16 protein-coding genes are annotated in these 17320 nt (G+C 71.2%); 7 read left to right on the top strand and 9 right to left on the bottom strand.

Annotated features, from left to right (window positions below):
• Positions 1 to 167: 167 nt before the first annotated feature.
• From ACQP1N_RS02245 to ACQP1N_RS02235, 3 genes are all read left to right on the top strand, one after another.
• On the top strand, positions 168 to 1271 hold the full coding sequence (locus ACQP1N_RS02245) for a hypothetical protein (protein WP_433228806.1): 1104 nt from the start codon (positions 168 to 170) through the stop codon (positions 1269 to 1271).
• 38 nt (positions 1272 to 1309) lie between these two features.
• A complete protein-coding gene (locus ACQP1N_RS02240) occupies positions 1310 to 2380 on the top strand; it encodes a quinone-dependent dihydroorotate dehydrogenase (protein ID WP_433228804.1) in 1071 nt (356 codons plus the stop codon).
• A gap of 79 nt (positions 2381 to 2459) precedes the next feature.
• The gene (locus ACQP1N_RS02235; RefSeq protein WP_067793450.1) at positions 2460 to 3698 is read left to right on the top strand and encodes a sodium:proton exchanger; all 1239 of its coding nucleotides are present in this window, start codon (positions 2460 to 2462) and stop codon (positions 3696 to 3698) included.
• Here the strand turns inward: ACQP1N_RS02235 and ACQP1N_RS02230 are convergent.
• From ACQP1N_RS02230 to ACQP1N_RS02215, 4 genes are all read right to left on the bottom strand, one after another.
• Positions 3691 to 5130, bottom strand: coding sequence for a DUF7059 domain-containing protein (locus ACQP1N_RS02230; RefSeq protein ID WP_433228802.1), 1440 nt, complete (start codon positions 5128 to 5130; stop codon positions 3691 to 3693). The two genes, ACQP1N_RS02235 and ACQP1N_RS02230, sit on opposite strands and share 8 nt — an antisense overlap.
• Positions 5131 to 5201: 71 nt before the next feature.
• Positions 5202 to 6035 (bottom strand): N-acetylmuramoyl-L-alanine amidase, encoded by an 834-nt coding sequence (locus ACQP1N_RS02225; RefSeq protein ID WP_433228800.1) that lies wholly within the window; start codon positions 6033 to 6035, stop codon positions 5202 to 5204.
• An 83-nt stretch (positions 6036 to 6118) separates the two neighbouring features.
• On the bottom strand, positions 6119 to 6370 hold the full coding sequence (locus tag ACQP1N_RS02220) for a hypothetical protein (protein ID WP_067793452.1): 252 nt from the start codon (positions 6368 to 6370) through the stop codon (positions 6119 to 6121).
• 316 nt (positions 6371 to 6686) lie between these two features.
• Positions 6687 to 7613 (bottom strand): LacI family DNA-binding transcriptional regulator, encoded by a 927-nt coding sequence (locus ACQP1N_RS02215; protein ID WP_242608664.1) that lies wholly within the window; start codon positions 7611 to 7613, stop codon positions 6687 to 6689.
• 456 nt (positions 7614 to 8069) lie between these two features.
• Here ACQP1N_RS02215 and ACQP1N_RS02210 point away from each other — a divergent pair, with 456 nt between their 5' ends.
• Complete coding sequence (locus ACQP1N_RS02210; protein WP_433228798.1) at positions 8070 to 8759, top strand: TetR/AcrR family transcriptional regulator; 690 nt, start codon at positions 8070 to 8072, stop codon at positions 8757 to 8759.
• A gap of 113 nt (positions 8760 to 8872) precedes the next feature.
• Here the strand turns inward: ACQP1N_RS02210 and bldC are convergent, their stop codons facing one another.
• A complete protein-coding gene (gene bldC / locus ACQP1N_RS02205) occupies positions 8873 to 9076 on the bottom strand; it encodes a developmental transcriptional regulator BldC (RefSeq protein ID WP_012850682.1) in 204 nt (67 codons plus the stop codon).
• Between the two features lie 272 nt (positions 9077 to 9348).
• Positions 9349 to 10143 (bottom strand): hypothetical protein, encoded by a 795-nt coding sequence (locus ACQP1N_RS02200; protein WP_433228796.1) that lies wholly within the window; start codon positions 10141 to 10143, stop codon positions 9349 to 9351.
• A gap of 213 nt (positions 10144 to 10356) precedes the next feature.
• On the opposite strand from ACQP1N_RS02200, the gene ACQP1N_RS02195 reads away from it, so the two are divergent.
• Both ACQP1N_RS02195 and ACQP1N_RS02190 read left to right on the top strand, forming a co-directional pair.
• Positions 10357 to 11439, top strand: a complete 1083-nt coding sequence (locus ACQP1N_RS02195; protein WP_433228794.1) for a Leu/Phe/Val dehydrogenase — start codon at positions 10357 to 10359, stop codon at positions 11437 to 11439.
• 316 nt (positions 11440 to 11755) lie between these two features.
• A complete protein-coding gene (locus ACQP1N_RS02190) occupies positions 11756 to 11962 on the top strand; it encodes a DUF3073 domain-containing protein (protein ID WP_067793456.1) in 207 nt (68 codons plus the stop codon).
• A 298-nt stretch (positions 11963 to 12260) separates the two neighbouring features.
• On the opposite strand, the gene purM is transcribed toward ACQP1N_RS02190, so the two are convergent.
• The 3 genes from purM to ACQP1N_RS02175 form a co-directional block, all read right to left on the bottom strand.
• Positions 12261 to 13226 carry a phosphoribosylformylglycinamidine cyclo-ligase gene (gene purM / locus ACQP1N_RS02185; protein WP_242608670.1) on the bottom strand — a complete coding sequence of 322 codons (966 nt, stop codon included), beginning with the start codon at positions 13224 to 13226 and terminating at the stop codon, positions 12261 to 12263.
• Positions 13227 to 13282: 56 nt separating this feature from the next.
• Positions 13283 to 14737: an amidophosphoribosyltransferase gene (purF, locus tag ACQP1N_RS02180; RefSeq protein ID WP_433228792.1), complete on the bottom strand. Its 1455-nt coding sequence runs from the start codon at positions 14735 to 14737 to the stop codon at positions 13283 to 13285.
• Positions 14738 to 14840: 103 nt separating this feature from the next.
• Positions 14841 to 15284 (bottom strand): sterol carrier family protein, encoded by a 444-nt coding sequence (locus tag ACQP1N_RS02175; protein ID WP_067793459.1) that lies wholly within the window; start codon positions 15282 to 15284, stop codon positions 14841 to 14843.
• A gap of 120 nt (positions 15285 to 15404) precedes the next feature.
• Here ACQP1N_RS02175 and ACQP1N_RS02170 point away from each other — a divergent pair, with 120 nt between their 5' ends.
• Positions 15405 to 17291, top strand: a complete 1887-nt coding sequence (locus tag ACQP1N_RS02170) for a serine/threonine protein kinase (RefSeq protein ID WP_433228790.1) — start codon at positions 15405 to 15407, stop codon at positions 17289 to 17291.
• The last annotated feature ends 29 nt before the right edge of the window (positions 17292 to 17320 follow it).

Genomic DNA, 17320 nt, shown 5'->3' with positions numbered 1-17320 from the left:
AAGTCGTCCTGGGCCCGGCTCCGGGCCGGGCCCAGCGCTTCGATCCGAGGCTGCGCTGCCCTTCCGGATCGACAGGAAATACGGCGCGCACGCGGGACTGGTTCAACCGGGAACCGGACGCCGGCGAATTGGGTCAAAGCAGACGAAGAGCAGTAAGGAAGGACGCAGTGACCGGCGAGAACCCCGCGGGAAGCACGATCAATCTGAGCAAGGAGCCGCCCCCCGCACGACCGGGGCCGGCCTGGATCGTCGTTCCGGCGCGGATCGTCGCACTGGTCATCGTGCTGCCGCTGCGGCTTGTCCACGACCTCTTCGTGCAGGCCGGACGGGGTGTCCGCGCGGTCTGGCGGCGGCTGACGCGGGCGCCGGGACGGCTGGCGCGGCTCATCGGCCGGATGCTGCGCGGTCTCTGGCTCGCGCTGTACGGCCGGCTGCTCGCCCCGCTCGGACGGCTGGTCATGGCCATCGGACGCGGTATCGGCGCGCTGCTGGACCTCCTCGTCGTCCGGCCGCTGAGATGGCTCGCCATCGCGATGATCCTCGGTTTCCTGCGCCGGCTCGGACGCGGGTCGGGGCGGCTCGGCCGGTGGCTCCACCGCGTGCTGATCGCCCCGGTCGGCCGGTTCCTCGCGCTGCTCGGACGCGGACTCGGGCGGGTGCTGGAGTTCGTGCTGCTGCGCCCGCTGCGGTGGCTCGGCCAGGGGCCGGCCTGGCTGCTGGCCGTCACCGGGCGCGGGTTCATGCTGCTCTTCCAGGGGATCGCACTGCTGATCGGCGTGCTGGTGGTCATGCCCGCCGTGCTGCTGTGGCGGTACGTCCTGCGGCCGCCGCTGCTCGGCCTCGCCCGGCTCGGACGCGGGGTCCTCTTCGTCCTCGGCACGGTCGGGAGCGTCCTCGCGTCCGGCCTGTACGCCTTCGCATCCGCGATCGTCTGGTCGTGGCGGCTGCTCGGGCGGTGCCTCCGATGGCTGGGGCGCGTGCTGGTCGTCCTGCCCGCCCGTGCCGTGTGGCGCCATCTCCTGGCCCCGGTCGCCGCCGGGGCCGCGGGGACGTGGCGGCTCGCGACCCGGATGCTGCGCCGGCTCGGGCGGACGTTCATCGTCGCCCCGGCGCGCGCGGTACGGACGAGCGTGCTGCACCCGATCGGGGACGGCATCCGCGAGATGTGGCGGGTGTCGGTGCGGGAGCCGGTCCGTTCCGCTCGCCAGGCGATGCGGGAGGCGGGCCGCGACGTCCGTCTCACGCTCCGCCGCGCGTTTCGCGGGCACTGATCACCGTTCCACCGGATGGGGCTGAGATAATCGACGCGATGTATCGACTCCTGTTCTCACTGGTCATCGCCCGCGTCCCGGCGGAGAGCGTCCACCACCTGACCTTGCGGGCGCTGCGCGCGATCCAGTCCGTGCCCGGACTGGCGCCGCTGCTGCGCCGGCTGCTCGCGCCCCGCGACCCGGCCCTCGCCGTGCACGCGCTCGGACTGGACTTCCCGAGCCCGCTCGGGCTCGCCGCCGGGTTCGACAAGGACGCGGTCGCCTACCGGGCGCTCGGCGCGTTCGGGTTCGGGCACGTCGAGATCGGAACGGTGACGGGACGCCCGCAGCCCGGCAACCCGCGCCCGCGACTGTTCCGGCTCGTCCCCGACCGGGCGGTCATCAACCGGATGGGCTTCAACAACGAGGGCTCCGAGGCCGCCGCCCGGCGGCTGCGCGGCCGGCCCGCCGGGACGATCGTCGGCGTCAACATCGGCAAGACGAAGGTCGTGCCCGAGGCGTCGGCCGCCGCCGACTACGTGGCGAGCGCCGAGCGGCTCGCCCCGCACGCCGACTACCTCGTCGTCAACGTCAGCTCCCCCAACACGCCCGGCCTGCGCAACCTCCAGGCCGTCGAGCATCTCCGCCCGCTGCTGACGGCGGTACGCGAGGCCGCCGACCGGGTGTCGTCCCGCCATGTTCCGCTCCTGGTCAAGATCGCGCCGGACCTGGCCGACGACGACATCGACGCGGTCGCCGACCTCGCCCTCGACCTCGGCCTGGACGGCATCATCGCGACCAACACCACCATCGGCCGGGACGCCCTGCACAGCCCGCCCGCGCTGGTCAAGGAGACCGGCGGGCTGTCCGGCGCGCCGCTGAAGGAACGGTCGCTGGACGTCCTGCGGCGGCTGCGCGCCCGCACCGGCGGACGGCTCGTGCTGATCTCGGTCGGCGGCGTCGAGACGGCCGACGACGTGTGGGAACGCATCCGCGCGGGCGCCACGCTCGTCCAGGGCTACACCGGGATGATCTACGGTGGTCCGCTCTGGGCGCACCGCGTCAACCGCGACCTGTCCCGCCGCCTGCGCGCGAGCGCCTTCCACGCCCTGGACGACGCCCGCCGCTGACCGCCCCGCGCGGCCGGGCTTTGCGCGCTGGTTCCCGGCGGGCGGGCATCGGCGGGGCGCTGCGGGGCACGGGGCAGGTATGGCCGGCGAGTCGATCCCCCGCGCGACCCTGCTCGTCCGGGTCACACTGGCACTGCTCCTCGCGCTCCCCGCGGTCGTGACGCGGGCGGCCGGGCTGTCCCCGCCGCCGGTCGCGGCCATGGTCATCTTCGGCGCCGGGGTGCTGGCGGCGGCGATTGTGCTGATGTGGGCGGCGGAGACGGCCCGCGCCGACATGTCGGGCGCGCTCGCGCTGGCGCTGCTCGCCCTCATCGCGGTGCTGCCCGAGTACGGGGTCGACCTCTACTACGCCTACGCCGCCGGGACGAGACCCCAGTACACCGCCTACGCGGCCGCCAACATGACGGGCGCGAACCGGCTGCTCGTCGGCGTCGGGTGGGCGCTGGTGGTGCTGGCGTTCACGCTCGGCGTCCGCCGCCTTTCCCGGCGGAGGGGACGCCACGCCACGCGCGGCCCCGGCCGCCGGGACGTCCGGCTGACCCCGCCGCACCGCGTCGAACTCGGCTTCCTCGCGCTCGCGTCCGTCCTCGGCTTCATCCCCGCGCTGACCGGCGAGATCGGGTGGTACCTCGCGATCGTCCTCATCGCCGTGTACGTCCTCTACCTGGCGCGGATCTCGCGCGGCGGCGGCGAGGACATCGAGCAGCTCGCCGGCGTCCCCGCCCGGCTGGTCAGGCTGCCGAAACGGGAACGGCGCATGCTGACCTGGGCGGGGTTCGGGTTCGGCGCGGCCCTCGTGTTCGTGTCGGCCAAGCCGTTCGCGAACGCGCTGGTGGACGCGGGCGCGTCGCTCGGCATCGACGAGTTCCTGCTGGTGCAGTGGCTGGCGCCGCTCGCGTCCGAGGCGCCGGAACTGCTCGTCGCCGTCATGTTCGCATGGCGGCTCCGCGACGCCGACGCGCTCGGCACGCTGCTGTCGAGCAAGGTCAACCAGTGGACGCTGCTGATCGGCACCCTGCCGCTCGCCTACCGGATCGGCGGCGGCGCCTGGTCGCTGCCGCTCGACTCCAGGCAGATCGAGGAGGTGCTGCTGACCGCCGCGCAGACCGTCCTCGGCCTCGGCCTGCTCATCGACCTGGTCTTCAGACGGTGGGAGGCGGCGGCGCTGTTCGTGCTGTTCGCGGTGCAGTTCGTCCTGCCGGGCGAGAGCGCCCGGCTGGTCCTGTCGGGCGTCTACCTGGCGATCGGGTTCTCCGTGCTGATCGCGCGGTATCGCGAGCTGGGCACGGCGATGGCGACGGTCGTCCGGTCTAGGTGAAGAAACCGTCGGCGATCAGTTCGGGCAGGACGGCGTCGGCGTGTGCCCGGACCTCGCCCGCGTCCATGCCGGTGAGCTGGGCGATGGCGTCGAGCAGCGGGTCGAGCGGCAGTGTCCCGTCGCAGACCCCGGCGAGAGCGGCCTCGACCGTCCCGACCCCCGCCGCACGGCGCAGGCGCCCGGTCTGCCGCAGCACGATCCGCTCCGGATCTTCGGCGCCGGGCGGACCGAGCTGTTCCTGGACGAGTCCGGGCGCCGCCGCGAGCACCTGTCCACAGGTTGTGGAAAACTCCGCGCCCCTGCGGAGGCCGTCCAGAACCTCGCCGGCATAGCGGCCGACGGGCTGCTCGACGGCGTGCCGCAGTTCCTCGATCCGGACGGCCGGACGCTCGCTCCGCCGCAACGTGATCCACCCGAACCCGATGCCGGTGACGCCGTGCCGCTCGAAATGGTCGAGCCACGCCTCATACCGCGCCCGGTATTCGGGCGTCCCGGCCTCGCAGGAATCCCGCAGCCACAACTCGGCGTATTCCGCCGGATCCTGGACGTCCCGCTGGACGATCCACGCGTCGCACCCGTCCACCCAGGCGCCGACGCGCTCCTCCCACGGAATCCCCTCGACATGCAGCCAGTTGGCCAGGAGCTGGCAGTATCCGCCTTCCGCCAGGTGTTCCGGCGCCTCCGCGACGAGCCGCCGGCAGAACTCGTCACCCGCCATCCCGGACTCCCGGTAGGTGAAGCGAGGCCCCACGGACGGCGCGACGACGAACGGCGGGTTCGACACGATCAGATCGAACCGCCGCCCCCGGACGGGCTCCAGCAACGATCCTTCCAGGAGCTCGGCGCCGGCCACCCCGGAGAGCGCGAAGCTCATCGCGGCCAGTTCCAGCGCCCGCGGGTTGACGTCCGTCGTCGTGATGCCCGCCGCCGGGTTCCGGCCCGCCAGATGCACGGCCTGCACCCCGCTTCCCGTCCCGAGATCGAGCACGTTGTCCACAGGCTTGTGGACAACCAGCCGGGCCAGGTTCCCGGACGCCCCGCCCACGCCGACCACGTGATCGGCCGCGGGCACGTGCCCCGCCCCCGGCCGCACCTTCAGATCGGACACGGCGTATCCGGCATGTCCGTCCCCGTCGACCGCCTCCAGCGGCTCGACGCGCAGCAGCGCCCGCAACTCGCCACCGGACATCTCGGCGAGCCCCGCCGCCACCAGGTCGTCCGCGGCGATCGCGGCGGCCGGCACCGGCACCTGCAGCCAGAACAGCCGCGTCAGCGCCTCGACCGGTGATCCGCCCCGCGTCGCCCGCAGCGCGGGCACGATCTCGTCCCGGGCCAGCGCCCCGCCGGCGACGGGCCCGAGCAACTCCCGCACCCCGCCGACCGTGTACCCGGCCCCGACCAACGACTCCCGCACCCGGAAAAGATCAGTCACCCGCCCATCCTGCCTCCTGCACGCCCTGCCGGGCGCGCAGCACGGCGGTGGTCAGGGCAGGCCGGGGGCGGTCAGGACAGGTAGGTCTCGAAGCCCTCCGCCAGGGATTCGGCTATGCGCTGGCGGAAGGAGGCGCTGGAGAGTCTCGCCGCGTCCCCCTGGTTCTGCATGTTGCCGCACTCGATGAAGACCTTGGGGACGGTCGACAGGTTGAGGCCGCCGAGATCGTCGCGGCGGTCGATGGCGTTCTTGCCGAGGTAGTTGGAGTACGGGATGCCGGTGCCCTCGTGGTAGGCGTCCCGCAGCGCCGTGCCCAGCCTGGTGGAGCCGGACACCATCGCGGCGTTACTGCCGATGGACAGCGGCTCGATGATGTGGAAACCGTGGCCGGACGGGGACGCGCCGTCGGCGTGGATCGACACGGCCGCGTCGGCCTTGAGCCTGTTGCCGATCGCGGCGCGTTCGGTGATGCAGGGGCCGACGCCCTTGTCGTCCTTGCGGGTCAGCGTGACCTTGGCGCCCTGAGCGCGCAGGAGCCTGGCGAGCCGGTTCGAGACGTCCCAGCTGAAGGCGTGCTCGCTGTAGCCGGCCTTGGTCTCGGTGCCGGTCGTGTCGCACGCCTTGCTGCCGTTGCCGATCCTGACCTGCTTGTTGATCTCGGACGGGTGCTCGGCGTTGCCGCCGTTGTGCCCGGGATCGATGACGATGACCTTGCCGTCCAGCGCGGACGCGCCGTCCTTCGCGGACGCGGGCTTCCGCTTGGCCTTCGGCGACCCGGTGGCCGGCGGCGGGACCGCGGTCTCCCCCTGGGCGGCGGGCGGACCGGAGGAGCCGGTACACGCGGTGAGCGCGCCGAGGCACAGCGCGAGACCGGCGACCGCGGGGCCGCCTCGATGGATTCGCACAGGCCAATTCCCTCGTGATGACTTCGTTATCGACCCTGACAGTCTGCACGGTGACCGTGGTTCGTCAAACGAAGTCCGGGAAATCAGGGACGCGGGTCCTCATCGCCGAGCAGCGCCGCGAGGGCCTGCGCCTCGTCCGCGTCCAGGCCGAGCACCACGCGGGGCCGGCCCCGCGGGTGGTCGATCGAATGGGCCACATAGCTGGCGACGGACCCCGCCATCGCGGATCCCGGCATCTGCTCGCCCAGGCCCCGCGCGTGCCGCCACTCCGACCAGGCACGTTCCAGTTCACTCGCCGCGCGCTGCGCGCACGACGCCAGTTCCGGATCAGGCACGAACCGACCTCCCTGTGGATGTTCCGGTGTCCGTCCGCGGGGCCTCGTCCGGGCGGTCTCCCCCGAGACCGCCCGGGTCCACCCGTCGGACGATGAGTCCCATTAACCCCCCGGCGGCGTGCTGGAAGCCGGCCAATGCGGCAGGTTTGGCCGACCCCTTACCGTCGCCGTACCCGGCCATGACCGGCCACGGGCACGGCCTCGCCGGCCGGGACGTGGAATGAACATGCGGGAGCGTTGTGAAAGGCGGGGGGACGTACCTCGGCTTACCTGGGGGCTTACTGAGGGGCTTGCCGAGGGGCTTACCGAGGGAGGATCACAGGGCGGGAGCTGGCCCCGTGGTCGAGCGCACCACCAGGTGCGGGACGACCAGGTTCTGCCGGGCGGGCCGGGACGGATCGCCGATGCGCGCGGTGAGTAACTCGGCGGCCACCCGTCCCATGTCGCGGCGCGGCTGGTCCACGCTGGTCAGCGAGACGTGGCGGATCGCGGCGAGATGGGTGTTGTCGTAGCCGACGATCGACAGGTCGGCGGGGACCCCCATGCCGAGTTCGTCGGCGGCCGAGAGGGCGCCGGTCGCGACCAGATCGTTGGGAGCGAAGATCGCGGTCGGCCGGGCGTCGCGGCGCAGCAGCGAACAGGCGGCACGGTAGCCGCCGTCCTCGGTGAAGTCGCCGGACTCGACGACGATCTCGTCGGCGAGTCCGTGCCGGCGCATCGCCTTCTCGTAGCCGGCGCGGCGGTAGCGCGCCGTGGTCGAGCGCGCGCCCTCGATGTGGGCGATCCGGCGGTGACCGAGTTCGACGAGATGGTCGACGGCCAGGCTCGCGCCGAGTTCGTCGTCGTCCACCACGATGTCCACGCCGACCACGTCGCGTTCACCGACGACCACCACCGGGACGCTGGCCGCCGCCTCCTTGAGCGACTCGGGGACGACGCTGAGCAGCACCAGCCCGTCCACCCGCATCTCCAGGAACGCCTCGACGGCCTCCGCCTCGAACAGCGGGTCCCAGCGGCCACTGCCGACCAGCATCCGCAGGCCCTCGCCGTGCAGGCTCTCCTGCAGCCCGTCGAGGAACTCGGCGAAGAAGGGGTTGTGCAGGTCGGCGACGATGGCGCCGATCAGCCGGGTGCGTCCCTCGACCAGGCTCCGCGCGACGGCGTTCGGCCGGTAGCCGAGTTCGCGGGCGGCCTGGAGGACGGCCTGTCTCCGGCGTTCGCTCACATGCGGTGACCCCCGCATCACCAGCGAGACGAGCGATTTGGAGACGCCGGCACGCTCGGCGACATTGCGGATTGTCGGTTTCGGTGCGGGCGCGGCCCTCCCCTCGTCGTGTGCGGCGGGAGAGGATCCGCTGCGCGGCCGGGGAACCGCGCACTCTCCCTGCCTGTTGTGCGGGGGGCTTGCTTCATCAGCTGACATGGCACTCCGTCCAGGGGGACCTGCAGGACCTGCCGCGACGGCGCACCGTCGGGGGAGCCGGCGCGCCGTCCTCCCGCTCGGGAGGAGATGCCATGATGCCGCGCCTGCTCCCCGGAGCGTGGCAACAGCGAGTAACGGTCATCCGTGAATGGTGGTTCGGGTCTGTGGTGTTCTGGATCACAGTCGGGTCCGGGGACGACCACGACCCGGTGAAAAGCCCACCTCATCCTTGGTCACCGAGGGTTGCCATGTGCCCGGCTCGGATACGCTGCCCGGGTGGCAGATCGTGCGGTAGCCGGTGACAAGGCGCGAAGCCGGCAGCGCGGCGGGCGAGGCCGGCGCAGGCTCAGTGTGGACGAACGGCGAGACGAACTGATCGAGGCGGCGCTGCAGCTTTTCAGCACCCGGTCGCCCGAGGACATCTCGATCGACGACGTCGCGGAGGCGGCGGACGCCTCGCGGGCGCTGGTCTACCACTACTTCGGCGGCAAGCACGAGCTGTACATCGCGGCGCTGCGCAGCGCGGCGAAGAAGCTGTCGGTGCTGCTGGAACCGCCCACGGAGGGTAAGCCGCTGGAACGGCTGCGCATCTCACTGAAGCGGTACTTCGACTTCGTGGAGAGCCACGCCGCCGGTTACACGGCGTTGCTGCGCGGCGGTCCGGCGGACCGCTCGGGCGAGGCCGGCGAGATCGTCGACGGAACCCGGCAGCTGCTCCTGGACCGCATCCTGCACTCGCTGGACGTGGCGGCCCCGCCGCCGATCCTGCGCATCACGCTGCGCTGCTGGATGGCGATCGTGGAGACCGCCGGCCTGGACTGGCTGGAGAACCGCGACATCCCCCGCCCGGACCTGGAGCGCCTGCTCGTCGACCAGCTTGCGGTCACCATGCAGACGGCGGGACGCCACGACCCCGACACCGGCGCCCTGTTCGCCCGCCTCTCCCAAGAGGAGATGAGCGGGTAGCCTTCCGGGCCCCGGAGCTGGTTGTCCAATTGTGGACGATTGATCCGTATGTGTCCGAAATTTTGGGTAGGCCGGATCCCGCCCGCGAGTTCACGGGCGGGATACCGGTCTCGCTACTCCGACCGCTGCTGCGGGATTCCCGCGAGCAGCGCCCGCACCTCCGCCTCGCGGTAACGACGGTGCCCCCCCAGTGTCCGGATGGACGTGAGCTTCCCCGCCTTAGCCCACCGCGTGACGGTCTTGGGGTCGACGCGGAACATCGTCGCCACCTCCGCCGGCGTGAGCAGGGGCTCGGCCTCTGGCGTACGTGCTGACATGTTTGCGGCCTCTCCTCCTGGACCGATGACAGCGATCCTGCGATTGATACTCGCGTGGTCACTGATGTCCCCTATGGCCCGAAAGAGCCACTATGACATCACAACGTGTAACCTTGCCACCACTCAACGCAACAAGCAAGCTCCTGGCGGTAGTTACGTGCAAACATCCCCCCGGGAACCGGGTGCCGCGCCTGCCGGATGGCCATCGAGTCACGCTGTGTGATTCTAGCGACACGTATAGTCGTATCGCGCGCGGATTCGGGAAATTTGTTTTAGTTCGCCGCCTCAAGCGCCCGGATCGGCCTCCAGCGGGCCAGGAGCCGCTTGTACATCGCCACGGTCAGCTCGACCTCGCCGCGCTCCATCCCGGTGAGGGCCACGGTCATCTCGGCGACCGACTCGTCCGCGCGCAGCGCCCGGTCGTCCAGCAGATGGACCAGCCCGCCGTAGTCGAGCTCGACCAGCGCGCTCGGGTGGAACCCGTCCAGCCACCGGCCCAGCGTCTCCAGCTGCCCGACCGGCAGGAGACGGCCCTCCTCCGTCCCGTCGCCGAGGTCGTTCTCGCGCACCACCGGCAGCGCGCCCGCCACCCGGCGGCGCGCCTCGCCCATCGAGGTGACGTAGCTGAGGGTGCGCGCGGGCGTGGCCGTCGCCGGGCCGTGACCCGCGAGTTCCTCGGGCGCGTCGGCGGACCTGCGGTATCCGGTCCCCGGCGCGCCGAGCATCAGGCACCGCTCGCCGCGCGCGAACGGGACGAACCAGTCCGGCGGAACGTGCCAGGTGCTCGTCAGGATGTGCGGCCGCAGCGACCGGCCGGCCTGCTTCCAGTGCTCGAAGTCGCGCACCGCCCGCTCGGCCGCCGGCGGCGGGACGAACGCGGCCGCGATGCCGGCGGCCTGCTCGCTCCTGAACCGCTCGAAGGCCAGCCATGAGCGCAGCCGCGTCCCCCACGGGCACACGTAGATCATGTCGTCCACACGCCGCACGTAGGCGTCCCTGCTCTCCTGCTCCGGGACGACCTCCGGCGGCGAGCCGATGAGCCTGAGCGCGGCCTCACGGTGTTCCACTCCGAGCGCGTGGATCCGCCGTGGGCGCCGCCTGGAATCGGCGTAGGCCGTCCATAGGGTCCGCGCGGGCTCCGGGAAGGCGGTCACCGGTTCATAAATCCGTAGGTACGCGGCGTACGGAAGCACAACCCGCATCGTGACATGAGATCCGGCCGGGCGTGATGCCATCCGGCGCCCTAGTCTGATCTTAGAGACAGAGAGGAGGGCACTACCGTGCCTAATGTCTTCGGGCCGCCCCACAAGGGCAGCGAATCCCGACACGAGCAGGTCGTCTTCTGCCAGGACGAGGCCAGCGGTCTGCGCGCCATCATCGCCATCTACTCCACCGCGCTGGGCCCGTCCCTGGGGGGTACCCGCTTCTTCCCGTACGCCTCCGAGGAGGAGGCCCTCACCGACGTACTGAACCTGTCCCGGGGGATGGCTTACAAGAACGCCTTGGCCGGGCTCGACCTCGGTGGGGGCAAGGCAGTCATCATCGGTGACCCCGCCACCGACAAGTCCGAGGCGCTGCTCAGGGCGTACGGACGGTTCGTCCAGTCGCTCAACGGCCGCTACTACACCGCGTGCGACGTCGGCACGTTCAGCGAGGACATGGACATCGTGGCGCGGGAGTGCCGCTTCGTCACCGGACGGACGGTCGCGCACGGCGGCGCCGGCGACTCCTCCATCCTCACGGCGTTCGGTGTGTTCCAGGGCATGCGCGCCGCCGCCGAGACCGTGTGGGGGGCGCCCACGCTGCGCGGCAAGAGGGTCGGGGTTGAGGGTGTCGGCAAGGTCGGTCACCGGCTGGTGGAGCACCTCCGTGAGGACGGCGCGGACGTCGTGATCTGCGACGTGAACGAGGCCGCAGTCGACCAGGTCCGGTCACTGCACCCGGAGGTGGAGGTCGTCGCCGATGCCAGCGCGATGATCCGCGCGGACCTCGACGTGTACGCGCCGTGCGCGCTGGGCGGCTCCCTCGACGACGACACCGTGCCTCTGCTTCAGGCCAAGGTGGTCTGCGGGGCCGCGAACAACCAGCTCGCCCACACGGGTGTGGAGAAGAACCTCGCCGACCGCGACATCCTGTACGCCCCCGACTATGTGGTGAACTCCGGCGGTGTGATCCAGGTCGCGGACGAGATCGAGGGGTTCAACTTCGACCGTGCCAAGGCCCGTGCCACCGGGATCTACGACACCACCCGGAAGATCTTCGCGCTGGCCGCCGACGAGGGCGTCCCGCCGGCGGTGGCCGCCGACCGCCTCGCGGAGCGCCGGATGTCGCAGATCGGGAGGTTGCGCGGCATTTTCCTCTGACGTCCCGGCGTCCGCGCACCCGGTCCGGAGGGGGCATCCCAGCCCCGCTTAGACCGTTGCAAGACCGTTGTGAGGGTGGCCGTGGGGCACTGTAAGACCGTCCCACGGCAGCCTTGTCACGTACTCGTGACCGCCGGATACACTGTTGTTATCAGCAACAGGAGCGCCGCCACGCACCGTCAATGTACCGAGCCAGGCGCAAAACGGGTACGGTTGTACCCGTGACTGACGCATGGCTCATCAGGCACCGGTTCGTGTGGTACACGCGCGCGTTGATGGGCCCACGAAAGCCCTGACCATCGAGGGGGTCGAGCCAATGGGTCGCGGCCGAGCCAAGGCCAAGCAGGTAAAGGTTGCCCGGCAGCTCAAGTACAACACCGGCAACACGGACCTCGACCGCCTGAAGAGCGAACTGGGAGTCAACGACTCCGGCGACAGCTCCTATGACGAGCTCGCCGAGAAGTACGCCGACTACGCCGACGACTACGGCACCGAGGACCGCAAAGACGGCACCTCCGGTTGACCGGCCGACAGGACGCCACTGCCCGCCCCGGGCAGTGGCGTTTGTCGTGACTTCTGCCTTGTCGTGACTTCTGCATGTTCGCCGCGGTCTTCCCTCATGGGGGTGTGTGGGTCATGGTCTCCGTCGGCCGCCGAGAGCGCCTCTGGGGCGACTTCGGCGGCTAGTGCTTCCCGTGTGACGTCTGAGGGCTGAGAGGCGCTCAGCGCGCCTCTCAGCCGGTCACACGCTCGTTTCCAGGTCGCGCCGGCCCTCTCGGGCCACCGGTCGACAGACCCCGGCCTTCGGCAGACCCCGGGCCTCAGACCAGGGTCGCCTTTCCGATGCCCTCGGTGATCTCGCCGAGCACCCAGGCGGGCACGCCGCGGGAGGTCAGCAGGCGGAGCGCCTCGTCGGCGCCGTCCGGGCTCACGATCGCGGCCATTCCGACACCGAGGTTGAACGTCTTGTCCATCTCGGGCTGGGGCACGTTCCCGTGGGCTTGCAGGACGCGGAACAGGGCCGGAACCTCCCACGAGGAGCGGTTCAGCACGGCGTCCACGGTCGATGGCAGGGAGCGTGCCAGGTTCGCCGCGAGCCCGCCGCCCGTGATGTGCGCGAAGGCGCGCACTCCGCCCGCCTGGGTCAGCGCCAGGCAGTCCTTGGCGTAGATGCGCGTCGGGGTGAGGAGTTCCTCACCCAGCGGACGGTCGAGTTCGGCGGGCTCGGCTTCGAGAGTGAGGCCGGTCGTGGCCAGGATGTGCCGGACGAGCGAGTACCCGTTCGAGTGGATGCCGGACGAGGCCATGGCGAGGACGACGTCCCCTGCGCGCACACGATCCGGGCCCAGGATCTCGTCGGCCTCGACGACGCCCGTCCCGGCGCCCGCCAGGTCGAACTCGTCCGCGTCCAGCAGGCCGGGGTGCTCGGCGGTCTCGCCGCCGACGAGGGCGCATCCGGCCAGGGCGCAGGCGTCCGCGATCCCGCCGACGATGTCGGCGATCCGCTCTGGGACGACCTTGCCGCAGGCGATGTAGTCGGTCATGAACAGCGGCTCGGCACCGCACACGGCCAGATCGTCGATGACCATGCCGACCAGGTCGTGCCCGACCGTGTCATAGATGCCGAGACGTCGTGCCAGGTCGACCTTGGTACCGACACCGTCCGTGGACGTCGCGAGCAGGGGACGCTTGTACTTCAGCAAGGCCGAGGCGTCGAAGAGCCCCGCGAACCCACTGACGTCGTCGACGACCTCGGGGCGACGCGAACGCGCCACCCGGGACTTCATCAGCTCGACGGCCCGTTCGCCCGCCGCGATGTCGACGCCGGCGGCCTCATAGGACGTCACCGGCCGACCTCCAGCAGGTGCTTGCCGCGGGCGTCCTGCTCCACCGGGATGGGGTAGACGCCGTCGAAGCACGCCCGGCACAGGTTGTCCTTGGCGATCTGGGAGGCGGAGATGAGCTGGTCCAGGGAGATGTAGCCGAGCGAGTCGGCGCCGATGGAGTCGCGGATCTCCTCCACCGACAGGTCCCCGGCGATCAGCTCGGCGCGGGTCGCGAAGTCGATGCCGTAGAAGCAGGGCCAGGACACGGGCGGGCTGGAGATCCGGACGTGCACCTCGGCGGCGCCCGCGTCCCGCAGCATCGCCACGATCGCACGCTGGGTGTTGCCTCGCACGATCGAGTCGTCCACGACGACCAGCCGCTTGCCTTCGATCGCCTCGCGCAGCGGATTCAGCTTGAGGCGGATGCCGAGCTTCCGGATCGTCTGGGACGGCTGGATGAACGTCCGCCCCACATAGGAGTTCTTCACCAGTCCCTGGCCGTAGGGAATGCCGGACGCCTCCGCGTAGCCGATCGCGGCGGGGGTGCCCGACTCCGGCGTCGGGATGACCATGTCGGCCTCGACGGGGTGCTCGCGGGCCAGCCGGCGTCCTACCTCGACGCGGGTGGCCTGGACGCTGCGTCCGGCGATCGTCGTGTCGGGCCGGGCCAGGTACACGTACTCGAACAGGCAGCCCTTGGGGCGCGCCTTGGCGAACCGCTCGGACCGCACGCCGGCGCCGTCGATCGCGACCAGCTCGCCCGGCTCGATCTCCCGGACGAGGCGGGCGCCGACGATGTCGAGCGCGGCCGTCTCGGACGCCACCACCCAGCCGCCGGCCTCCAGGGCGCCGAGGACGAGCGGCCGGACGCCCTCGGGGTCGCGGGCGGCGTAGAGCGTTCCCTCGTCCATGAAGACCAGGGAGTACGCGCCGCGCGTGTCCGGGAGGATCTCCCTGGCCGCCGCCGTGGGGCCGCCCTCGCCGTGGAGGGCGAGCAGCGCCGTCAGGACCTCGGTGTCGGTCGTCGCGGTCAGCACCCCCGGCTCCAGCCGCCCGGCCAGCTCCGGGGTGTTGATCAGGTTGCCGTTGTGGACGAGCACGAGCCCGCCCTCGTCCGTCGAGCGGAACGTGGGCTGCGCGTTCTCCCACGTGGGCGACCCGGTCGTGGAGTAGCGGCAGTGGCCCACGGCGATGTGGCCGCGCAGGGTGTTCAGCACCGACTCGTCGAAGACCTGGGCGACGAGGCCCATGTCCTTGAACACGACGATGCGCGAGCCGTCGCTGACGGCGATTCCCGCCGATTCTTGCCCGCGGTGCTGGAGCGCGTACAGGCCGTAGTAGGTGAGCTTGCTCACCTCGGCCCGCGACGCCTGGTCCGCGGGGACCCAGACGCCGAACACACCGCAGGCGTCCTGCGGAGCGCGGTCGGAGGGATCGATGTCGTGGCTCAGACGTCCGTCACGGAGAGGCACGGCAATCAGTCTAGATGCCCGATTCGCCTGCTCCGATCGGTGGCCTGCCCCAACGGGGCCTCACCCCTCTCCAACAGGGCGGATACTCCCGTACAACGAGGTCTCAATCGAGGGGCAGGGGGAGATGGCCCGACAGGTCTGCGCGTGCGCCGCTGGCACGTACGCGTCCGTCCGCGATCGCGTCCGCCCAGGCCAGGCGGCCCGTGGCCAGAGCGACCCAGACGGTAGCGTCCATCTCCACCACATTCGGCGGGGTACCGCGGGTATGGTGCGGGCCGTCGATGCACTGGACGGCGGCGTGCGGAGGGACTCGGACCTCCACCGAACGGCCCGGGGCCAACTCGGCGAGCCGGTCGAGCAGGAACCGCACCGCCCCCTTCACCACCGGACGGGACGGTTCGGCGCCTCCTGCCTCGACACAGGCGAGGACGGTGTCCAGCGCGGCCCGGCGCAGTTCGGCGGGCTCGTCGGCACCGATGTAGGGCGCCAGCCCGAGCGCGGCGCGCTGCTCGTTCAGGACGAGGGGAGAAAGCGGAGTTCGGGGCATCGCACATGACGCTACCCGGTCGGTCGCGGTGCGGCGCAGACGGTAGAAAGGACCCCGATCAGCCACGGGGGGAGCAGGTGACCGGGGACGCGGTCCCCGGCGGACACGGAGGTTCGTCAGATGCCCGAGGCGCTGCCTCTGCAACCCGGTGACCCGAGAAAACTCGGCTCGTTCGAGATCACGGGCCGGCTCGGCGTCGGTGAGCAGGGCGCCGTCTTCCTCGGCGGGGACCCGGCCGGCGGCCCCGTCGCCGTGAAGGTCCTGCACGTGCGGCTCAGCGGCGAGCCCGCCGCCGGGTCACGGTTCGCCGACGCCTTCTCCGCCGCCCGGAAGGTGTCCGGGTTCTGCACGGCGGCGATCCTGGCCGCCGATGTGGACGGTGACCGTCCCTACGTGGTGAGCGAATGCGTGGACGGGCCGTCCCTCCAGCAGCTCGTGGACGAGGAGGGCCCGCGTGGAGGCATCGTCGTCGAGCGTGTGGCGGTCGGTATGGCGGTCGCTCTCGCGGCGGTCCATCGGGCGGGCGCCCTTCATCACAACCTGAAGCCGGGGAACGTTCTGCTGGGCCCGAACGGGCCCCGGATGAGCGACTTCGGCATAGTCCATGCCTTGGACGCGGTCAACGCGGCTTTCACGGGGCACAACACGGAGGACCCGTCCTACAAGGCCCCTGAGCAGTTGAGCGGGATGGGCCTCGGGCCGGCCGCGGACGTGTTCTCATGGGCGGCGACCCTTCTGTTCGCCGCTACGGGCAAGCCGCCGTTCGGGGACGGTTCACCGTCCGAGGTGATGCAGCGGATCGTCTACGACGAGCCGGATCTGTCGGGCGCCCCCGATTCCCTGCACGAGGTCATGACCGCTGCTCTGGCCAAGGACCCCGCACAGCGTCCTACGGCGGCGCAGATCCTTGAACGGCTTCTGGGCGCGACGAGCCCGCTCCCCGGCCGCCTGCCGCCTTCCATGGCCGAGGAGGGGCGTGCCTTGGCTGCGGGTACGGCCCCCCAGCAGACGGCCCCCCAACAGGCGGCCCCCCAACAGGCGGCGGGTACGGCTCCCCAACAGGCGGCGGATCCGGCCCCCCGGCAGAACGTCCCGCCGCCGAGTCCTCCCCTGGGGGCGCCCCAGCGTCCGCTGGGAGTCGCTCCCCAGCTCGGGTTCACATCACCCGGCCCTGCGCAGGGTGCCCCGGCGCCGGCCTTGCCCCTTTTCGGGAAGCTCTCGCTCACGCGCCGACCGCGCCCCGCGCCGGAGCCCGAGCCCGAGCCGCTCGCCGATCTGGACCCGGCGGCCTTCGAGGCGACCACGACCTTCCACGCCGTCGGCTCGGACCGTCAGGAGGAGCCGGCCCCGGCCGACCAGACCGCGAGGTTCGACGCGGTCGGTCCCGACCCCACGGCCATGTTCGACGCGGTCGACCTTCAGGAGCACGCGAACGGCGCCGCGTCCGCCCCGCACTTCGTCCCGGGTCTCGGGCGTGGGCGCGACACAGGCGAACGCGGCGCGTCACCGTTGTCGTCCATCGTGAAGATGCGGCGTCCCAGCAACCATGTGCTCGGCGTCGCCCTCTCGTTGTTCATCGGCGTCGGCGTCGGTATCGCCATCATCACGCTGGTGTTGTGGCCTCAACTCAAAGACGACGGCGGCGGCCCGCCTCCGAACAGCACGAACACGTCCAGCAACCGTCCGGTGACGACAATCCCGGCTTCGTTCGCGGGGACGTGGAAGGGGACCGCCGTCAACACCAACCGCAAGGTGGCCTTCCCGGTGGAGGTCACTTTCGAGGCAGGCGGCACCACCGCGCACGCGGTGTATCCACGGGAGAAGTGCACCGGCACCCTAACGCTGACCAGTGGCACAGAGAGCGTGCTGAAGATGAACCTGGCCATTGCCAAGCCGTGCACCAGTGGAGTCGTCGAAGTCACCCGGCGGCCGGATGGGACGCTGCAATACATGTGGAACAGGCCGGGGACGGGGCTCGGCTACGGCGGCAAGCTCACCCGCGGCTGACCTGGGGCCAGGCCCCGGGCAACAAAAAA

This window comes from Actinomadura formosensis (genome assembly GCF_050948385.1).
Lineage (GTDB): Bacteria > Actinomycetota > Actinomycetes > Streptosporangiales > Streptosporangiaceae > Spirillospora > Spirillospora formosensis.
The sequence above is the reverse complement of the archived record's forward strand: the minus strand, read 5'-3'. Positions and strand labels throughout refer to the sequence as shown.